Here is a 16,763-nt window from a genome sequence, read left to right on the forward strand (position 1 = left end):
GCATGAGCGATTTCGACGATTTCGAGCAAGGCGCCACGGCGCGTGTCCCGGCGCCGGTGACGGGCCTGCGACTTCCGTCGGTCGACCTCGTCGTCGTCGAGGGCAAGGACCGGGGCAAACGGGTCACCGTGCAGGCCTCGCTCTCGCGCATCGGGACGGCGGGCAACTGCGAGGTCGTGCTCACGGATCCCACGGTGTCGCGCATGCATTGCGAGCTCCGCGTCCGCGCGGGGACGATGACCGTCAAGGATCACGGCAGCACGAATGGAACCTACGTGGGCGGCGCGCGGATCCGCGACGCGGACGTGCCCGCGGGCACGGTGCTGCGCGTGGGCGCGACGTCGATCCGCGTGGACGTGGGGGACGCGCCTTCGTTCGTGGAGGTCTCGCCGCGGACGTCGTTCGGCGAGCTCGTGGGCGCGAGCCTGCCGATGCGGCAGCTTTATGCGGTGCTCGAGCGGGTCGCGCCGATGGATACGACGCTGCTCGTGACGGGCGAGACCGGGACGGGCAAGGACGTGGTCGCGCGGTCGGTGCACGCGATGTCGCGACGAAATGCCGGGCCGTACGTGCCGATCGATTGCGGCGCCATTCCGGAGGCGCTCTTCGAGAGCGAGCTCTTCGGGCACATGCGCGGCGCGTTCAGCGGCGCGACCTCGGATCGGCGCGGCGTGTTCGAGGAGGCCGACGGCGGGACGCTGTTCCTCGACGAGATCGGCGAGATGCCGCTCGCCCTCCAGGCGAAGCTGCTCCGCGCGCTCGAGACCCGCACGGTGAGGCGCGTCGGGGGCAATACGGCGAAACGTGTCGACGTGCGGATCGTGGCCGCGACGAACCGGGACCTCGCGCGACGCGTGAACGAGGGGACGTTCCGCGAGGATCTTTATTATCGGCTGGCCGTCGTCGAGGTCGCCCTGCCCTCCTTGCGCGAGCGGCCGGAGGACGTGCCGATCCTGGCCCAGCATTTTTATGACAAACTCTCCCCGGGCGCGGGCCCCTTGCCGCAGGATTTTCTGCGCGTGCTCGCCTCGCGCAGCTTCCCGGGCAACGTGCGCGAGCTGCGGAATTTCATTGAGCGGAGCGTGTCGCTCGGGTTCGTCTCGCCACACGGGCCGCCGTCGGCGCCCCCGCCTTCGGTGGAGCGGCCGCACGCCGAGCTCGACGACCTCGTGCCGCTGCACTTGCCGTTGAAGGACGCGCGGCAGGCGTGGACCGAGCGGTTCGAGGAGGTGTATCTGCGGGCGATGCTGAAAAAGACGGGCGGGAACGTGACGCGGGCGGCGGAGCTGGCGGGCGTGAGCCGGCGGTTTTTGCAGAGGCTCGCGGCGCGGCTCGGGATCCGGGCGAGTGACGAGGGGGCGTGATGGAGGAGGCGCAGAGAATCAGGAGGGGTGCGGGCATTGCCGCAGCGGTGCTCCTGATTCCTGCTTTTGGGGCCGGCGTCTGGGTCGGCCGTACGATGCTGGGGCCGAAGGCGCCGACGACGAAGACCGAGACGAAGCGGAGGACCGGGGCAACGCGCGCCGCGGAGGAGGCGGCGCGGCAAGATCTGGCTGCGTGTCGAGAGAAAGTGGCGGCTCGTTCGGGGGCGCGTGGAGCCTCATCGGACGCTGCGGCGCCTGCGGGGGATACGCCAGAGGACGCGGGCGAGCGAATCGCCACGGCTTTGGAGCTGGAAGCCGAGCTCGCGCAGTGCAGGAAGAGCGAAGTCGTGGTGAGCGCGGAGGTCTGCGTCGCTGCGGCTCGTCAGTATCGCGCGCTCCTGTCCTTACCGCAGAATGGCCGGTGGTGTGGGCCCAAGTCGCGGGCCGCGGATCTCATCGAGGAGAACTTCGAGAGGTGCGCGGTATTCGCGAACGTCCCGGCGGACTTCCATTCGAATGACCTCACGAAGGAGCAGTCGAGCCTCGTCTCCGAGGCGATCCGGATTCACAAGACCCTTCCGGAAGACGAGGTGCTCCGCCGCTTGAAAGAGTTCGTTTGGACGTGCACCGAGACGCCAAAGAGCACGACGGAGCCCGAGGCTCCGAGGCCGTTGTGAGGCGTTCGCATGAATGAACGTCCCAAGAGCGCGGGCCTCCTGATGCCTCTCCTCGTGGCGGCGAGCGTTCTGGCCGTCGCCTTCGGGGGTGGCGTGCTTTTCGGCTGGGCGACGCGGGAGCGCAAGGCGGAGGCCCCGGAGACGAGCGCGGCTTCCGCGCCGGATCCGCAGGAGGTGAAGAGAGAGCTCAAGGCGTGTCGGCGCGAATGGGCGGAGCTGTCGAGACCTCGCGTGATCCCGACGGCCGTTCCTACGGCGGGAGAAGCGAACGACGCGGGGCCGGAGAGCGCCGCCAAGGTCGAGGCGCTGGAAAAGGAGGTCCAGGAATGCAGGGTCCGCGCGACTTTGGTCAATGCGTATGTTTGCGGCACCATGATGGACCACATCACCATGCTGAGCGTCTTCCTGAATCACTCGGGATGCGTGGAGACCGGCGGGGTCGACGAGTTCCTGGTGAACAGTTTCGACAAGTGCGCCGAGTTCGAAGACTTTCCGGCGCATTTGGATGAGGTCGAACTCGACAAGGGAGAGCGGAACAGAATTTACGAATCCAAGAACAATCGACGATTCAGCAGCAGAGAATCAATGAAAGGCTGGGGAGACAGCATTTTTCAGGAGTGCCGCGAACACCTCGTTCCGCCCGAGAAATGAACACGTGGTCATAATGTCATTTCCCAGGCCGTCTGAGCAGGCGGGGCGGCTTCCGGAGGCGAGCGGACCAGATCGAAGCGAGCGGCGAGTGGTTGCGCTCCACGTGCGCGGTCGTTCTTCCTCTCGTCCATTTCGTCCACGAGGAAGGTCAAGGCGCCCCAGAGTCGCCACTGGAGCGGTATCGGCCCAGGCATGAGCTCGATCGGAGAGCGGAGTTCGAAGCCGAGTGCCATTTTGTGGCCCCACACCTCGAGATCGCTGACCCGGAAGGCGAGGGAGGGGACGAGCTTGACGGCCTCGTTGCTCCCGCCGATCGTCACCCCCAGATTCGCTTGTACATGCTTCTCGTAGAGAGCGTAGACCCGTACGCCCCCGAGATACGCGATCGACAGGGGAATGTCCGGGGCCTCGGGAACGATCGCCGCGGACGCCGCTCCCGTGAGCTGGATCAACGGCAGCGGCGTCTCCCAGAGGTTGAGGTGGCCCGCCATGGCGGGCGCGCCGGTGATGGTCCCGCGGACGGGGTCGCCCCGCTTCTGCGAGCCCTGTCCTCGCGCGGCCATTTGCAAGAGCCACCCGCCTCGACGGTTGTTGAATAGCGGGACTCCGAGCGTGACGCTGGCTTCGCCGACCCCTGGGGGCAGCACGGCCTTCCCGCCGCTGCACGGAGTATACCGTGTCTCCCTGTACGAGAACCGCGTCGTGGCGAGGATCGGAAGCCCCGCCACGACCCTGCTCACCTGGATTTGTCCCCCGCCCCAGACCCCGTTGAAATGGTTCACGGGAGCCGCGCAGGGGTCCTCCTGGGCAAGTGCAGCCGAGGTGCGGGAGAAGGCGGCGGCGACGGCGGCGATCGCGAAGACGCGTGCGCGGTGGCTCACGACAGTCGTCACTCCTGCGGCTGGAGCTTCACATCTTCCAAAGGGTGCGCCGCATACTGCCCCCTCGGCGGGCAGATCGAGAAGCTCAACCCCGAGTACTCTCGCGTCCCATCAGGGTTGATCTTTCTTATGACGTCGGGCGGGTAAATGACGGTGCACAACCCCCCTTCGAAGCCTGCGAAATCCTGGACGCACTTGTTCCAGTCTGCCGCCATCAGATGTTCGTACTCCAAGTATTCCGGCTTCGTCTGGTGTTTGCCGCATTCCTGGGCAATGCTGGATCCACCGTGGAAGAGCGGTCTAGGACTCCAATGCCACCCATTGCAACATTCGCGCAAACATTCCACGGGAACGCAGTTCTGATCGAACCACCAGTTCCCGACGCCGGGCTGCGCTTCCTCCGGCTCATCCCCGAACGTGCATCCCGCCGGCACGAGCGCCGCCGCCACGAGAGCGGCAACCATCCCCATCCCTCGAACCACGCCCCCCACGTCGCGCCGGGTCATCTCTCCACCCGCTTCCCCCTTGACTTCATCCGCGTCTGTGCTCTCGGCCACCTCGTCTCACGCTCGAGGGGACGACGAGACCAGGGAGATCCTACCAACACGCCTCCAACGTGTGCGAAGGCGGGCGCTGCGGCCGATGCAACGCGTCCGACACGGGTGATCCCGCCTGCGCCTGCCGCGGCGTCCGCGCCGGGGCGCTTGGCGGGATCCCTGAGCGGCTTCGGGCCGTCTCGAAGCGGCTTCGGGCCGTCTCGAAGCGGCTTCAGGCCGTCGAGGTAAACCCGAGGGGCCATCTCGAAGCGACTTCGGGCCGTCTCGAAGTGGCTCCGGGCCGTCGAGGGAAACCCGAGGCGCCGTCTCGAAGCGGGTCCGGGCCGTCAAGGTACGGCTTCGGGCCGTCGAGGGAAACCCGAGAGGCCGTCTCGAAGCGGGTCCGGGGCGTCAAGGTACGGCTTCGGGCCGTCGAGGGAAACGCGAGGCGCCGTCTCGAAGCGGCCCCGGGCCGTCGAGGTACGGCTCCGGGCCGTCGAGGTACGGCTCCGGGCCTCCCAACAAGAGCGGCGGCGCCGTCTACAAGCGCAGGCGGCGCTGCCTCATTCCCCCCGCCCCGCCACCGCCACGAACGAGACCGGAACGAATCGCTCGCCGTCCCATTTCATGAAGCGATAACGCGGCGAGCTCAGCGGCTCCGGGAAGGTGAAGCGCACCTTCAAGACCTCCCCCGCCGGCGAGACCTCCTCGATCGTCGCGCGGTGCGTGCCGGGCTCGAAGACCTGCCCCGCACGCCACGGCTTGCCCGTCGTGTAGAGCTGCTCGAAGAGCGTCGGGAAGAAATGGCCCTTCTTCGGGCGAACCGCGATCTCGTACTCCGAGAGGACCTCCACGTCGACGTCGCCCGTCACGTAAGACAGCGAGTAGTAATGGATCCGCTCGCCGCCGAGGCCCTGGTAGAGCTTGTCGATGTAGGAGATGTTCGGGTTGTGCGTGATCGGCTTGTAATCGGTCACGCCCGTCGGGAGCACGCGGCGGAGGTAGAGGCCATAGAGCGCGGTCATCTCGCGCTGGTGCCAGTTCAGGAAGTAGACCTCGAGCTTGTCCTCGGGCAAATGCTGGTAATCGATCGATTTCGCGAGGGAGTCCGAGATCACCCGGAAACGGCCGTCGAACGTGGAGACGATGTAAATGCACGCCTGGCAGAGCACGGGCGCGAGCACGAGGTGCAAGAATACGAGCGCGCCGGCGACGGCGCGATACGGGCGGCCCTTCGGGAAACGGGCGACGGCCTCTTCGAGGACACGCGCGACCATGTAGGCGAAGCCGATCGACGGCAAGAAGAGGTTGCGCGGGTCGGGGAAGCTCGTCGTCACGATGACCTGGCCCGCGATCATCGTGAGCACGAAGAAGCGGAGCGGGCGGTCATTCCGGAGCCAGCGCCACGCGAGCGCCCAGAAGCCGACCGTGACCACGCCGAGCGCGAGCGCCGCGAGCGGATAATCACGCACGGGCGTACTCGAGAGGACGTGCAAGGGCACGCCCGTCGCGAGGATCACCGCGTGGTAGAAGCCGGACCGGAAGAAATGCTCGGCCCAGAGGCCCGGGTTCTTGAGCGGGTTGATGTAATAGACCGAGTTCGCGCCGTGCCCGAGGACCACGAAATAGAGGTAGAGGAACGCCACGCTGACCAGGAAAAACCCGGCCAGCATGCCGAGGTGCGGGCGGATGCGCGCGAAAAATGTTTGTCCGGGTCGCTCCGGGAAGACCACGACGTGCGCGAGCACGAAGAGCGGGAGTATGAGGCCCGACTCCTTGGAGAGCAGGGCGCAGGCGTAGGAGAGCAGCGAGAGGCCCGCGAAGACGCGGCCCGAGCCCTCGCGGTAGCGAATGAACGAGAGCAGCGAGGCGAGGACGAAGATCGCGCCGACGGTCTCGTTGCGGTTCGCACTCCACACGATGTTGAGGGCGTGCGCGTCGTCGAGCGCGAAGACCGCGACCGCAAAGACGAGCGGCCAGCGGGACGGCGAGAGGTAACGCGCGAGGAGGCGGTGGACGAGGAAGACGGTGACCGTGTAAAACCCGATGTTGATGAGGTGCGCGGCGATCGCGCTGTGGCCAAAGAGCTGGTACTCGAGCCAGTGCGTGATCGACGGGATCGGGCGCCAGAAATTGATCCGCATGTCCGGATCGGTCCACCAGGGCGCGAGGCCGAATTTCTTGAAGGCGACGACCTCCTCGGTCGAACGGATGAGGCCAAAGAGGTTCAGGTGCTCGCGGAAGATGTCCGGGAACTGATCGAGCGCGAGCCGGTGCAGCCAGTCGTCCGCGAAGAAGCCGCAGCGGAGCGCGGGGATGTAGAAGATCGCCGTGAAGAGCGCGACGAGCGCGACCGCGCGCCGGACCTTCGCCCGCGCGAGCGATTCCTCCGCGGGCGAAGGTTTGTCCTCGGGGCCCGTGAGCGTCGTCGTCACGAAAGGACCTCGCCGATCTCCGCGTGACGCGCGAGGACACGGCGCTCCCATACGGTCGCGAAGAGGGCGAGCAGCGTGAAGACCACGATACGAAGCACGAAATAAACCTCGAAACGATCGAGCGCGATGGCGAGGACCATCAGATCCATGTGCGGGGCGTTGCCGCAGAGCGCCCATAACCGCATGGGCGCGCGGTGCGTCGCGACGTACGTCTTGCCGAACACGTCGTCGGCCGGCCGCTCCGAGAGGCGCACGCCGAGGGGGCTCACCTTGGCGAGCAAGGATTGACGGTTGCCGAGCTGCCAGACGAAGACCGTCATGAGAACACGCTGGAAGAGCGAGCCGCCCTGACGCACCTTTTCCAGCGTCTTCTGCGCCCGCTCGCGGTCACCGCCCTGGTGCTTGCCGCCCGAGTAGAAGCGCAGATAGAGCGCGCAGTGGAAATCGTAGAGCATGAGGTGCTGCGCCCACGCAACATGCGCGCCGAGGCCGAGCGCGGCCGCGAGCAGAGGGCGGCCCGAGGTCTGCCCGAGGTGGTAGACGGCCGCGAGGGTCGTGGCGACGTTGACCGCGTAGTCCGAGGCGCCGTCGATCGCGTGGCCCGTCTCGGACGAGGTCTTTTTCAGCCGCGCGATCATGCCGTCGACGCCGTCGAGGATCGCCGACGCGAAGAGCAGGGCCGCGCCCGCGAGCCGCACGTAGAGGCTGCCCGTAGCGATGCAAGCCGCGGCGCCGAGACCCGCGCAGAGCGACAGGAACGTGACCTGGTTCGGGGTGATGGAGGTCTTCACGAGCGGCCGCGCGAGCAGGAGCTGGAGCGGCCGGTGGACGTGGAGGTTCACGGGGTCCTCCACGTCGGGAGATTTGATCACGTCGCTGAGGCGGATGGTCATCGCTTGGAACGCAAAAGAAGGAGAGGTCTGCCGCGCCCCCGGGGAGCGCGAGCGAGGCCCCATTTGGCATGAAGGACGAGAGAAAGAAACCGTCGCCGTACGGCACACGGTGTGAACGTGGTTCACGCCCCGCGAGACGGTGCGTAGCAAAGGTAGCGGCGAGCACGTTCTCCGCCGGAGCTTTCCGGCTCGCGGGCTTGCAGGGCCTCTCCGGCGTGCACTATCCTGCCGCGTCCGGCGGCCGTGGATCCCGCGCCGGGACGCGCTTTTCCAATGCACGAACGTACCTCCCCCCGGCCCCTCCGCGTCCTCGGTCGACTCCAGGCGCGTCGGCCTTTTCTGGTCCTTCTCTTCGCCCTGCTTTCGCTCGTGCCGACGGGCTTCTTCGCCACGAAGATCGGCTTTCGGCCCGACTTCTCGGAGTTATTGCCCGACAACAAGGACAGCGTGATCGAGATGCGCCGGGTCTCGGCGCGCCTCTCGGGCATCACGACGCTGACGGTCACCGCCGAGATCGCGGACGGGAAAAACGAGGCGGCCCTCCGGGCATTCGTGGACGCGCTCGCGCCGAAGCTCCAGGCGCTCGGGCCGCCGTGGGTCGAGCAGGTCGACTGGAGCGCGCGCGAGACGAAGAAGTTCTTCGACGAGAACAAGCTGCTCTTCGCGGATCTCGCGGACGTGCAGAAGGCGCGTGACGAGGTCGTCTCGAGGTACGAGTACGAGGTCCAGAAGGAGACGGGCGTCCTGCTCGACGACACGGACCCGCCGCCGCCGATCACCGCGGCGTCGCTGAAGGAGCGGCTGACGGGGAAGAAGGCGGGCGAGGCGCCGGCAAAACCGAAGAGCCAGGCGGAGATCGATCGAGGCCCGCACCCGAACGGGTATTACATGAGCGCCGACGGCAAGTTCGCCGCCGTCATCGCGCGGACGAGCCTGTCGAAAAAAGCGGAGCGCGAGGAGCTCCGGCGCAAGGTGGAGCAGATCGTCGCGGAGATCGATCCGAAGAAGCTCGATGCGACGATGGAGGTCGGATACACGGGCGATCTCGTCATCAGCGGCGAGGAGTACGACGCGATCGTGCGGGACCTCGGCGAGGTCGGCGTGGGCGGCGTGCTCGGCGTGCTCGTGCCGGTGCTGCTGTTCTTCCTGCGGGTGCGGACGGTGCTCGTGATGGCGGGCAGCCTGCTCGTGGGCCTCGTGTGGACGTTCGGCCTGACGTATTTCACGATCGGATACCTGAACAGCTCGACGGGCTTTCTGGTCACGATCATCGCCGGCAATGGCATCAACTACGGCATCATGTACATGGCGCGGTATCTCGAGGCGCGCCGTGACGACGGGGCCGACGTCGAGGGGGCGATCGAGGCGGCGCACAAGGATACGTGGCTGCCGACGCTCTCGGGCTCGGCGACGACGATGCTGGCGTACGGCTCGCTGATGCTGACGGATTTCCGTGGGTTCAAGCACTTCGGGATCATCGGCGGCTACGGGATGCTGCTCTGCTGGCTTTCGACGTACCTCTTCACGCCGGCCCTGCTCGCGGCGACGGAGCGGGTGCGCCCGGTGTATTTCCCGAGCAAGGAGAAGACGAAGGCGCGCGGGTATTACGGCGTCTTGTTCGCGAAGCTGGCGCAGGCGGCGCCGCGCACGCTCGGGGCGATCGGCGTCGTGGTGGGGCTCATCTCGGTGGGGCTCACGTATCGATATTTGACGAATGATCCGATCGAGTACGACATGCGCAACATCCGCAGCGAGCGGCGCGACAAGAGCGCGGCGCTGTCGCTGTCGGTGCGCGTGGGGCACATCGTCGGTCGGATGTCGCAGGACGGAATGGCGGTCATGACGGACCGCCTGGATCAGGTCCCGCTGCTCGAAACGGAGCTGCAAAAGCGGCTCGACGCGGCGCCCGCCGACGCAAAACCGTTCGAGAAGGTGGTGACGATCCATTCGCTGATCCCGAAGGATCAGGCGGAGAAGATCCCGCTCATCGAGGACATCCGGCGCATCGTGCAGAAGGCGCGGAAGCGGAACCTGATCTCGGACGCGGATTGGGCCGAGATCGGGCCGTACATGCCCGCGGAGAACTTGAAGCCGATCGAGATCGCGGCTCTGCCGGAGACCGTGGCGCGGCCGTTCACGGAGAAGGACGGGACGCGCGGGCGGATCGTGTACATCGTGCCGAAGCAAGGCCAGAGCGTGTGGGACGCGCATTACCTCATCCGCTGGGCCGATAGCTTCCGGTCGACGACGCTGCCGAACGGCGACGTGATCAAGGGTTCGGGCCGCGCGGTGATTTACGCGGACATGATCCAGGCCGTGGTGGAGGACGCGCCGAAGGCCGTGGGGCTCGCGGCGATCGGGGTCGTGGTGATCATCCTGATCGCGTTTCGAGGCAGCGCGCAGTCGCTCGGGGTGTTCGTGCCGTGGCTCTTCGGCGTGTCGATGCTGCTCGGGTTTCTGCATCTGCGGGGCATCAAGCTCAATTTCTTGAACTTCATCGTCCTGCCGATCACGTTCGGAATCGGGGCCGAGTATTCGCACAACCTGATGCAGCGATATCTCTCGGAGGGCGGTGCGCGGCTCGATCGGGTCTTCACGGAGACGGGCGGCGCGCTCGTGCTCTGCTCGATGACCACGTGTATCGGGTACTTCGCGCTGATGTTCTCCATCAACAAAGGGATCGCGAGCTTCGGGCTGGCGGCGGCGGTCGGGGAGATCGCCTGCTTGCTCTCCGCGGTGCTGATCCTGCCGGCATTCCTCGTGTGGCTCGATCGCCGGCGCAAGGCGGCAGCGGGCGCCGAGCAAACGCCCGAAGGCGCGGGCGGCGCCTGAATCAACCCCGGCGGCGGCGGCGCTCTTCGACCACTGCGTCGAAGAGCGCGCCGAGCTGCTCGCCGTGAGCTTGCCAGGAGTGTTTGCGCTCCACGAGTGCGCGCCCGGCTCGGCCGAGGTGCTCACGCAAGGCGGCGTCGGTGGCGACGCGTCGGATCGCCGCAGCGAGCGGCGCCGCCTGCCCCGGCGGGACGAGCAGGGCATGCTCGCCGTCCGTGAAGAGGCGACGCATGTTCGGGCTCTCGAACGTGATCGCCGCCTTGCCCACCGCGAGGTATTCGAAGACCTTGAGGGGATCCATGAACATCCCGTGCTGGCGCAGCTCCTCGTGCCGGTCGGGGTCATAAGCGGCGACGCAGAAATCGCTGGCGGCGATATGGGCAGGGACCTCCTCGTAGGGGACGCGGCCCGTCAGGAGGAAGCGGTGGGACAAACCCGCGGCCTGGATACGCGCCTCGATGTCGCGGCGCATCTCGCCGTCCCCGACGAGCAGGTAGCGGATCTTCGGCGCCGCGGGATCACGATCGAGCGCGGCGGCGGCGGCGACGAGGACGTCGAGGCCGTGCCAGTGATAAAACGCGCCCGTGTATCCCGCGACGATCTCGTCGTCGCCGATCCCCAGCCGGCGCCGGATCGGAGCGCCCGACACGCCGGGGTGGAATGTCTCGATGTTGGCGCCCCAGGAGACCTCGACGAGCTTGTGGTGGTATCGCGGCGAGACGAGGTGCGGCGCGGTGGAGATGAGCCGGTCGGCGCCCTCGAGGGTGAACAGGGTGGCCTTGGTGTCGAGGATCATGCTGACCACCGGGACGCCGAGGGCGCGGCCGAGGAAGACGCCGAGCCCCTGAGCGCTGAACCGCTCGTAGATGGCGTCCGGCCGGAAGCGACGGGCGACGGGGTAGGCCGCGGGGAAGTGGAGGAAGGGGATCACGTACCGCGCGGGGCCGCCGTGGCCGAGCCCGATGCCGGCGACGCCCTCGCCGTGCGAGCCGACCTTCGCGAGGACCTGGACCTCGTGGCGGCGGCGCAAGGCGCGGACCACCTCGGTGACGTGGGTGGAGCCGCCGTTGGTGCCGGGAAGGGTGATGTTCGGCGCGACGAAGAGGATACGCATCGGGAGGTCGCCCCCCTCCTAACGCGGCGCGTGCCCTGGCAGGGAAAAAAGTCAAGGCTCGCGCAAAGAAACTTGCGCGTGTGTCACTGTCCTGTAACAATCTGGCCTTCGACTCGACACGGAGGCGGCCATGATGCGCGAGCGCGTTCACCAAGCTTTGAAGTTCGTGGGACTGGCCCTTGCCGTCGTTTTCCTCGGCCCGGGCTTCAAGCTCGAGTCGTAGAGCGTCAAGACGGCGCGGAACTGCGCCGTTCGTTACCTTCCTTCATCGACGATCGCCTGGCTCGCGGCCTCCAACCATCGGCGGGCCGATTCGATACGCGCGTCGTCGAGCGCCTGGACGGGCAAGAGCCTCCAGCTCGTGAGAAAGCCAGACCAGAGGATGTGGAGCCGCGCCGCGCGCCACTCGCCCTCGGGCGGCCCGAGCCATTCGGCCAAGGGCGTGAGCACCTTCGTCTGAAGCAGCTCGACGCTCGTCGCGTGGGCCTCGGGATCGGCCGCCGAGAGGATCATCATCGCCAGCGGGCCCCGCGCATCCGGCGTGTCGCATAGGGCCGACACCATGTCCGTGCAGAAGCGGCGTCGATCCCCCTGGAGCACCGGGGTGATGTCGAGCACGGAGTCGAGCGCGGCCCGGAAGAGCCCCTGCTTCGAGCCGAAGTAGCGGCCGACGAGCGAGGAGTTCACCCCGGCGAGGTCCGCCACGTCGCGCACGCCGGTGTTGGCGAAGCCGCGCGTGGAGAAGAGGGTCCTCGCGGCGACGAGGAGCGCTGTACGCGTGCGGTCGGCGTCGCGCTGGCGCGCCGACGTCTCAGGCTCGGTCGGGGGCTTGTACACAACTGTTTACTTACGACGGCGGATGGAGTACGTCCAGCGATGTACACAGCCGTGTACTACGGCGGCGAAGTGAAAGGATGTGTGCCGATGGATACGACGACGAAGGGTGAGGCCACCTTTTCCCCGGAAGCGCTGAAGGAGAAGTACCGGCTCGAGCGTGAGAAGCGGCTGCGCCCCGACGGCAGCGCCCAGTACGTCGAACTCGACCGCGTCTACGCCGATTTCGACAAGGATCCCTACGTCGAGCCGGGCTTCACCCGTCCGGCCGTGACCGAGACGATCGACGTGCTGATCGTCGGCGGCGGCTTCGGCGGCATGCTGGCGGCGGTGCGGCTGCGCCAGGCGGGGGTCGATTCCTTCCGCATCGTCGAGAAGGGCGGCGATTTCGGCGGCACCTGGTACTGGAATCGCTATCCGGGCGCAGCCTGCGACGTGGAGTCGTACATCTACATGCCGCTGCTCGAAGAGACGGGCTACATCCCGACGGAGAAGTACGCGAAGGCGACCGAGATCTTCGCGCATTGCCAGCGAATCGGCCGGCATTTCGACCTCTACAAGGCGGCGCTGTTCCAGACCGAGGTCGAGCAGATGGACTGGGACGAGAGCGCGCGGCGCTGGATCGTCACGACGAGCCGCGGGGACAAACTCGCGGCGCGGTTCGTGGTCATCGCCGGAGGCATCCTCCACAAGGCGAAGTTGCCGGGCATTCCGGGGATCGAAACGTTCAAGGGCCACAGCTTCCACACGAGCCGATGGGATTACGCCTATACCGGCGGCAGCCCGAGCGGCAACATGACCCGGCTCGCGGACAAACGCGTGGGCATCATCGGGACGGGCGCGACCGCGGTGCAGGCGATCCCCCACCTCGGCGCTTCGGCGAAGCATTTGTACGTCTTTCAACGCACGCCCTCGGGCGTCGGCCCGCGGAACAACCAGCCGACCGACGAGGCCTGGGCGAAGTCGCTCAAGCCGGGCTGGCAGCAGGAGCGCCTCGTCAATTTCAGCGCCATCGTTTCGGGCCAGTCGCAGGACGTCGACCTCGTGCAGGACGGCTGGACCTACATCTTCGACGATCCCTCGATGCGCAGCGCGAAGACCCCCGAGGAGGCGGCCGAGATGCGCCAGCTCGCCGATTTCCGCAAGATGGAGGAGATTCGCACGCGGGTGGACACGATCGTGAAGGATCCGGCGACGGCCGAGGCGCTCAAGCCGTATTACAACCAGCTCTGCAAGCGGCCCTGCTTCCACGACGAATACCTGCAGACGTTCAACCGCCCCAACGTGACGCTCGTCGATACCGACGGGAAAGGCGTGGAGCGAATCACGCCCACGGGCGTGGTCGTGCAGGGCAAGGAATACCCGGTCGATTGCCTGGTCTATGCGTCGGGCTTCGAGATTTCGAGCGAATACACGAGGCGGCTCGGCTTCGACATTCGCGGGCGCGGCGGCAAGTCCCTGCGCGATAGCTGGGCCGATGGGCCTTCGACGCTCCACGGGATGCAAACCCGCGGCTATCCGAACCTCTTGATGTTCAGCCCCACCCAGGCCGGCTGGGCGATCAACTTCGTCCACGTCATCGATGAGCAGGCGAAGCACGCCGCCTACATCATCGAGCGTTGCCGCACGCGGGGCATCGAGACCATCGAGCCGACGGAAGCGGCGCAGCAGCAATGGTGGGACACGATCGTCGGCAGCCTCATGAAGAGCAGCATCCACTTCGGCGGTCCCGAATGCACGCCCGGTTATTACAACAACGAGGGGCATCTCAGCCCGAACCTGGTGCGCTTCGCCGCGTATGCGGGCGGCCCGCTCGAGTTCTTCGAGATCCTGCACAATTGGCGCAAGGCCGACGATCTGGCAGGGCTCGAAGTGACGCAATCGTGATCGGCCAATCGTGAGCGCCTGAGCCCCACCCGGAGGTCCCACCCGTGAACCGATTCCTCTCCAAGTCCCTGCTCGCCTTTTTGCTTTTGGGATGCCAGCCCTCGGCCGCGCCTCCACAAGGCCCTGCACAAGCCTCGACACAGGCCTCTGCACAGGCCTCTGCGCAGGCACCTGCACAGGCCTCTCCACCTCCCCCGGTCTATCGCAAGGAGGTGGTCGTGGCCGGTTCTCCCTTTCAGGGCGTCCATGGGATGGTCGTCGATGGCCAGGGACACCTTTTGGCCAGCAATCTGCTCGGCCAGACGGTCCATTCCATCGACTTGAAGAGCGGCGCGGTGTCCACGTTGGTGGGGCCTCCTTTCGGCGGCGCGGACGACGTGACCCTGGGGCCCGATGGCTCCGTTTACTGGACCGGCTATTTTTCCGGTCAATTGATGCGGCGCACGCCGGATGGCAAGACGCACGTCATCGCCAAGGATCTGCCGGGCCTCAACTCGCTGGCCTTCCGCCGCGACGGCAGGTTCTACGTCACCCAGCTCGGCCGAGGTGATGCGCTGTGGGAGGTGGATCCGGAGGGAAAGAAGGCGCCGCGCAAGGTCCTCGCCCCGGTCGGATTCCTCAACGGATTCGAGTTTGGCAAGGATGATCGGCTCTACGGCCCGATCTTGCTCAAAGGGCAGATCGTCCGGATGGACGTGGATGCGGGGAAAATGGAGCCCGTGGCAGAGGGCTTCGCGATGCCGACCGCCGTCAATTTCGACGCGCGCAAGGAGCACCTCTACGTGGTCGACGCGGCGCGCGGCGAGCTCGTCCGCGTGCGGTTGCCCAAGGGAACCAAGGAGGTCGTCGCGAAACTGCCCACCGGGCTCGATAACCTCGCGGTCGGCCCCGACGACCAGGTGTACGTGTCGAACATGGTGGACAACGACATTCGTGTCGTCAATCCGGCCGATGGCTCCGTCAAGCTCCTCGTCGAGGCTCGATTGAGCGTGCCCTCGGGGCTCGCCGTCGCACAGGAGGACACGGACGAGCAGCTTTACGTGGCGGATGTGTATGCCTTTCGCCGGGTGGGAGGGCGTGATGGGAAAATCCACCAGACGACCCGCGTGCTCTCCACGCGATTGAACTTCCCCATGAACGTGAGCCTGAGCGCGAAGCACGTGGTGCTGAGCACGGCCTACCTCGGCGGCCACAGCAGCGTGCAGGTGCTGGATCGGGCCTCGGGCGAGCTCCTGCGGACGATTCCCAGTCCGAATGGCGCCCAGGGCGTGCTCGAGCTCGCCGATGGCACGCTGATCGTCGCAGAGGCGGCCACGGGCAAACTCGTGCGTATCGATAACGCCGAGCCCGCAAAGACCACGGTGCTGGCCGAGGGCCTCGCGGGGCCGGTGGGGCTCGCCGCGGACACGGAGGCAAAGGAGCCCGGGGTGTACGTCACCGAGGTGCGCGCGGGGCGGGTGATCCGGGTGCGTTTGTCGGATGGATCCAAGAGCACGGTGGCGAGCGACCTTCAAGCGCCCGAGGGCATTGCGCGGCACCCCGACGGTGGATTGATCGTCGCCGAGGTGGGCCGCAAGCAGCTCGTGCGCATCGATCCGGCCACGGGGCGCGGGTCCGTGATCGCGAGCGGCCTGCCCATCGGTTTGCCCGAGAGCGAGGGATTGCCGCCGGGCTACATTCCCACGGGGGTCGCCGTGGGCCGCTCGGGCACCATTTACCTGTCGTCCGATATCGAGAGCGCGATCTATCGGTTCGTGCCGGCGCAATGAACGTCCGCTCGACGGCGGAGCGCAAGGCGCAGGTGTGCGGACCTCGAGGAGGGTGAAGGCCATGAAGATCCAGAACAAGGTGTTCGTCGTGACCGGCGGCGGAAATGGCATCGGCAGGGCGCTGGTCTTGGCCCTCCTTTCGAGGGGCGCGAGCGTCGCCGCCATCGACATCGACGCGGCGGGCCTCGAAGGGACGCTCGCGCTCGCGGGGAGGAACCGGGACCGGCTTTCCACCCACATCGTGAACATCACGGAGCGGGCTGCGGTGGATGCGCTCCCGGCCCAGGTCATCGAGCGCTTCGGCGTGGTCGACGGCATCATCAACAACGCGGGCGTCATTCAGCCGTTCGTCCGGTTGAAGGACCTCGACTATGGGGCGATCGACCGGGTGATGAACGTCAACCTGTTCGGGACGCTCTACATGGTCAAAGCCTTCCTGCCGCACCTGCTCGCGCGGCCGGAGGCGCACATCACGAACATCTCCAGCATGGGAGGATTTTTGCCCGTGCCGGGACAAACCATTTACGGGGCCGCCAAGGCGGCCGTGAAGCTCCTGACGGAGGGCTTGAACTCGGAGCTCCAGGGGACGAGCGTGAAGGTCACGGTGGTCTTCCCGGGCGCGATTCAGACGAACATCGCGCAGAACTCGGGCGTGATGGACAGCCTGCAAATGAAGAGCGGGCAGCCGACGCCGAAGATGCTCTCGGCCGACAAGGCCGCGCGGATCATCCTCGAGGCAATCGAGCAGGACCGCTACCGCGTCCTCGTGGGATCCGATGCCATGTTCATGGATGCCATCTACCGGCTGGATCCCCAGCGCGCGGCGCGGTTCATCTACAAGCAAATGGTCGCCTTGTTGCCGAAGTAGGCGCGGCAAGCGCAGGGGCGCC

13 protein-coding genes are annotated in these 16,763 nt (G+C 66.7%); 7 read left to right on the plus strand and 6 right to left on the minus strand.

Features of this window, described 5'->3' with window-relative positions; all coding sequences use genetic code 11:
- The first annotated feature begins 2 nt into the window (after positions 1-2).
- The 3 genes from QHF84_RS13745 to QHF84_RS13755 all read left to right on the plus strand — a co-directional run bounded on the left by QHF84_RS13745 (position 3) and on the right by QHF84_RS13755 (position 2,692).
- Positions 3-1,364 (plus strand): sigma 54-interacting transcriptional regulator, encoded by a 1,362-nt coding sequence (locus QHF84_RS13745; RefSeq protein WP_281313727.1) that lies wholly within the window; start codon positions 3-5, stop codon positions 1,362-1,364.
- 95 nt (positions 1,365-1,459) lie between these two features.
- Positions 1,460-2,041 (plus strand): hypothetical protein, encoded by a 582-nt coding sequence (locus tag QHF84_RS13750; RefSeq protein ID WP_281313728.1) that lies wholly within the window; start codon positions 1,460-1,462, stop codon positions 2,039-2,041.
- A 42-nt stretch (positions 2,042-2,083) separates the two neighbouring features.
- A complete protein-coding gene (locus QHF84_RS13755; protein WP_281313729.1) occupies positions 2,084-2,692 on the plus strand; it encodes a hypothetical protein in 609 nt (202 codons plus the stop codon).
- Between the two features lie 8 nt (positions 2,693-2,700).
- Here the strand turns inward: QHF84_RS13755 and QHF84_RS13760 are convergent, their stop codons facing one another.
- From QHF84_RS13760 to QHF84_RS13775, 4 genes are all read right to left on the minus strand, one after another.
- A complete protein-coding gene (locus tag QHF84_RS13760; RefSeq protein ID WP_281313730.1) occupies positions 2,701-3,573 on the minus strand; it encodes a hypothetical protein in 873 nt (290 codons plus the stop codon).
- An 8-nt stretch (positions 3,574-3,581) separates the two neighbouring features.
- Complete coding sequence (locus QHF84_RS13765) at positions 3,582-4,130, minus strand: hypothetical protein (protein WP_281313731.1); 549 nt, start codon at positions 4,128-4,130, stop codon at positions 3,582-3,584.
- Between the two features lie 542 nt (positions 4,131-4,672).
- Positions 4,673-6,544, minus strand: coding sequence for a glycosyltransferase family 39 protein (locus QHF84_RS13770; RefSeq protein ID WP_281313732.1), 1,872 nt, complete (start codon positions 6,542-6,544; stop codon positions 4,673-4,675).
- Positions 6,541-7,437 carry a CDP-alcohol phosphatidyltransferase family protein gene (locus tag QHF84_RS13775; protein WP_281313733.1) on the minus strand — a complete coding sequence of 299 codons (897 nt, stop codon included), beginning with the start codon at positions 7,435-7,437 and terminating at the stop codon, positions 6,541-6,543. Before QHF84_RS13775 ends, QHF84_RS13770 begins: the two co-directional genes overlap by 4 nt.
- Positions 7,438-7,710: 273 nt before the next feature.
- Between QHF84_RS13775 and QHF84_RS13780 the strand changes: the two genes are divergently transcribed.
- Positions 7,711-10,269 (plus strand): MMPL family transporter, encoded by a 2,559-nt coding sequence (locus tag QHF84_RS13780; RefSeq protein ID WP_281313734.1) that lies wholly within the window; start codon positions 7,711-7,713, stop codon positions 10,267-10,269.
- Position 10,270: 1 nt separating this feature from the next.
- Here the strand turns inward: QHF84_RS13780 and QHF84_RS13785 are convergent, their stop codons facing one another.
- Together QHF84_RS13785 and QHF84_RS13790 are read right to left on the minus strand one after the other, a co-directional pair.
- Positions 10,271-11,383, minus strand: a complete 1,113-nt coding sequence (locus tag QHF84_RS13785) for a glycosyltransferase (RefSeq protein WP_281313735.1) — start codon at positions 11,381-11,383, stop codon at positions 10,271-10,273.
- Positions 11,384-11,638: 255 nt separating this feature from the next.
- On the minus strand, positions 11,639-12,220 hold the full coding sequence (locus tag QHF84_RS13790) for a TetR/AcrR family transcriptional regulator (RefSeq protein WP_281313736.1): 582 nt from the start codon (positions 12,218-12,220) through the stop codon (positions 11,639-11,641).
- An 87-nt stretch (positions 12,221-12,307) separates the two neighbouring features.
- Here QHF84_RS13790 and QHF84_RS13795 point away from each other — a divergent pair, with 87 nt between their 5' ends.
- From QHF84_RS13795 to QHF84_RS13805, 3 genes are all read left to right on the plus strand, one after another.
- On the plus strand, positions 12,308-14,104 hold the full coding sequence (locus QHF84_RS13795; RefSeq protein ID WP_281313737.1) for an NAD(P)/FAD-dependent oxidoreductase: 1,797 nt from the start codon (positions 12,308-12,310) through the stop codon (positions 14,102-14,104).
- Positions 14,105-14,322: 218 nt separating this feature from the next.
- On the plus strand, positions 14,323-15,873 hold the full coding sequence (locus QHF84_RS13800; protein WP_281313738.1) for an SMP-30/gluconolactonase/LRE family protein: 1,551 nt from the start codon (positions 14,323-14,325) through the stop codon (positions 15,871-15,873).
- A 61-nt stretch (positions 15,874-15,934) separates the two neighbouring features.
- The gene (locus QHF84_RS13805; protein WP_281313739.1) at positions 15,935-16,741 is read left to right on the plus strand and encodes an SDR family oxidoreductase; all 807 of its coding nucleotides are present in this window, start codon (positions 15,935-15,937) and stop codon (positions 16,739-16,741) included.
- Positions 16,742-16,763: the final 22 nt, after the last annotated feature.

The organism is Polyangium sp. y55x31, from assembly GCF_029946505.1.
GTDB lineage: Bacteria > Myxococcota_A > Polyangia > Polyangiales > Polyangiaceae > Polyangium.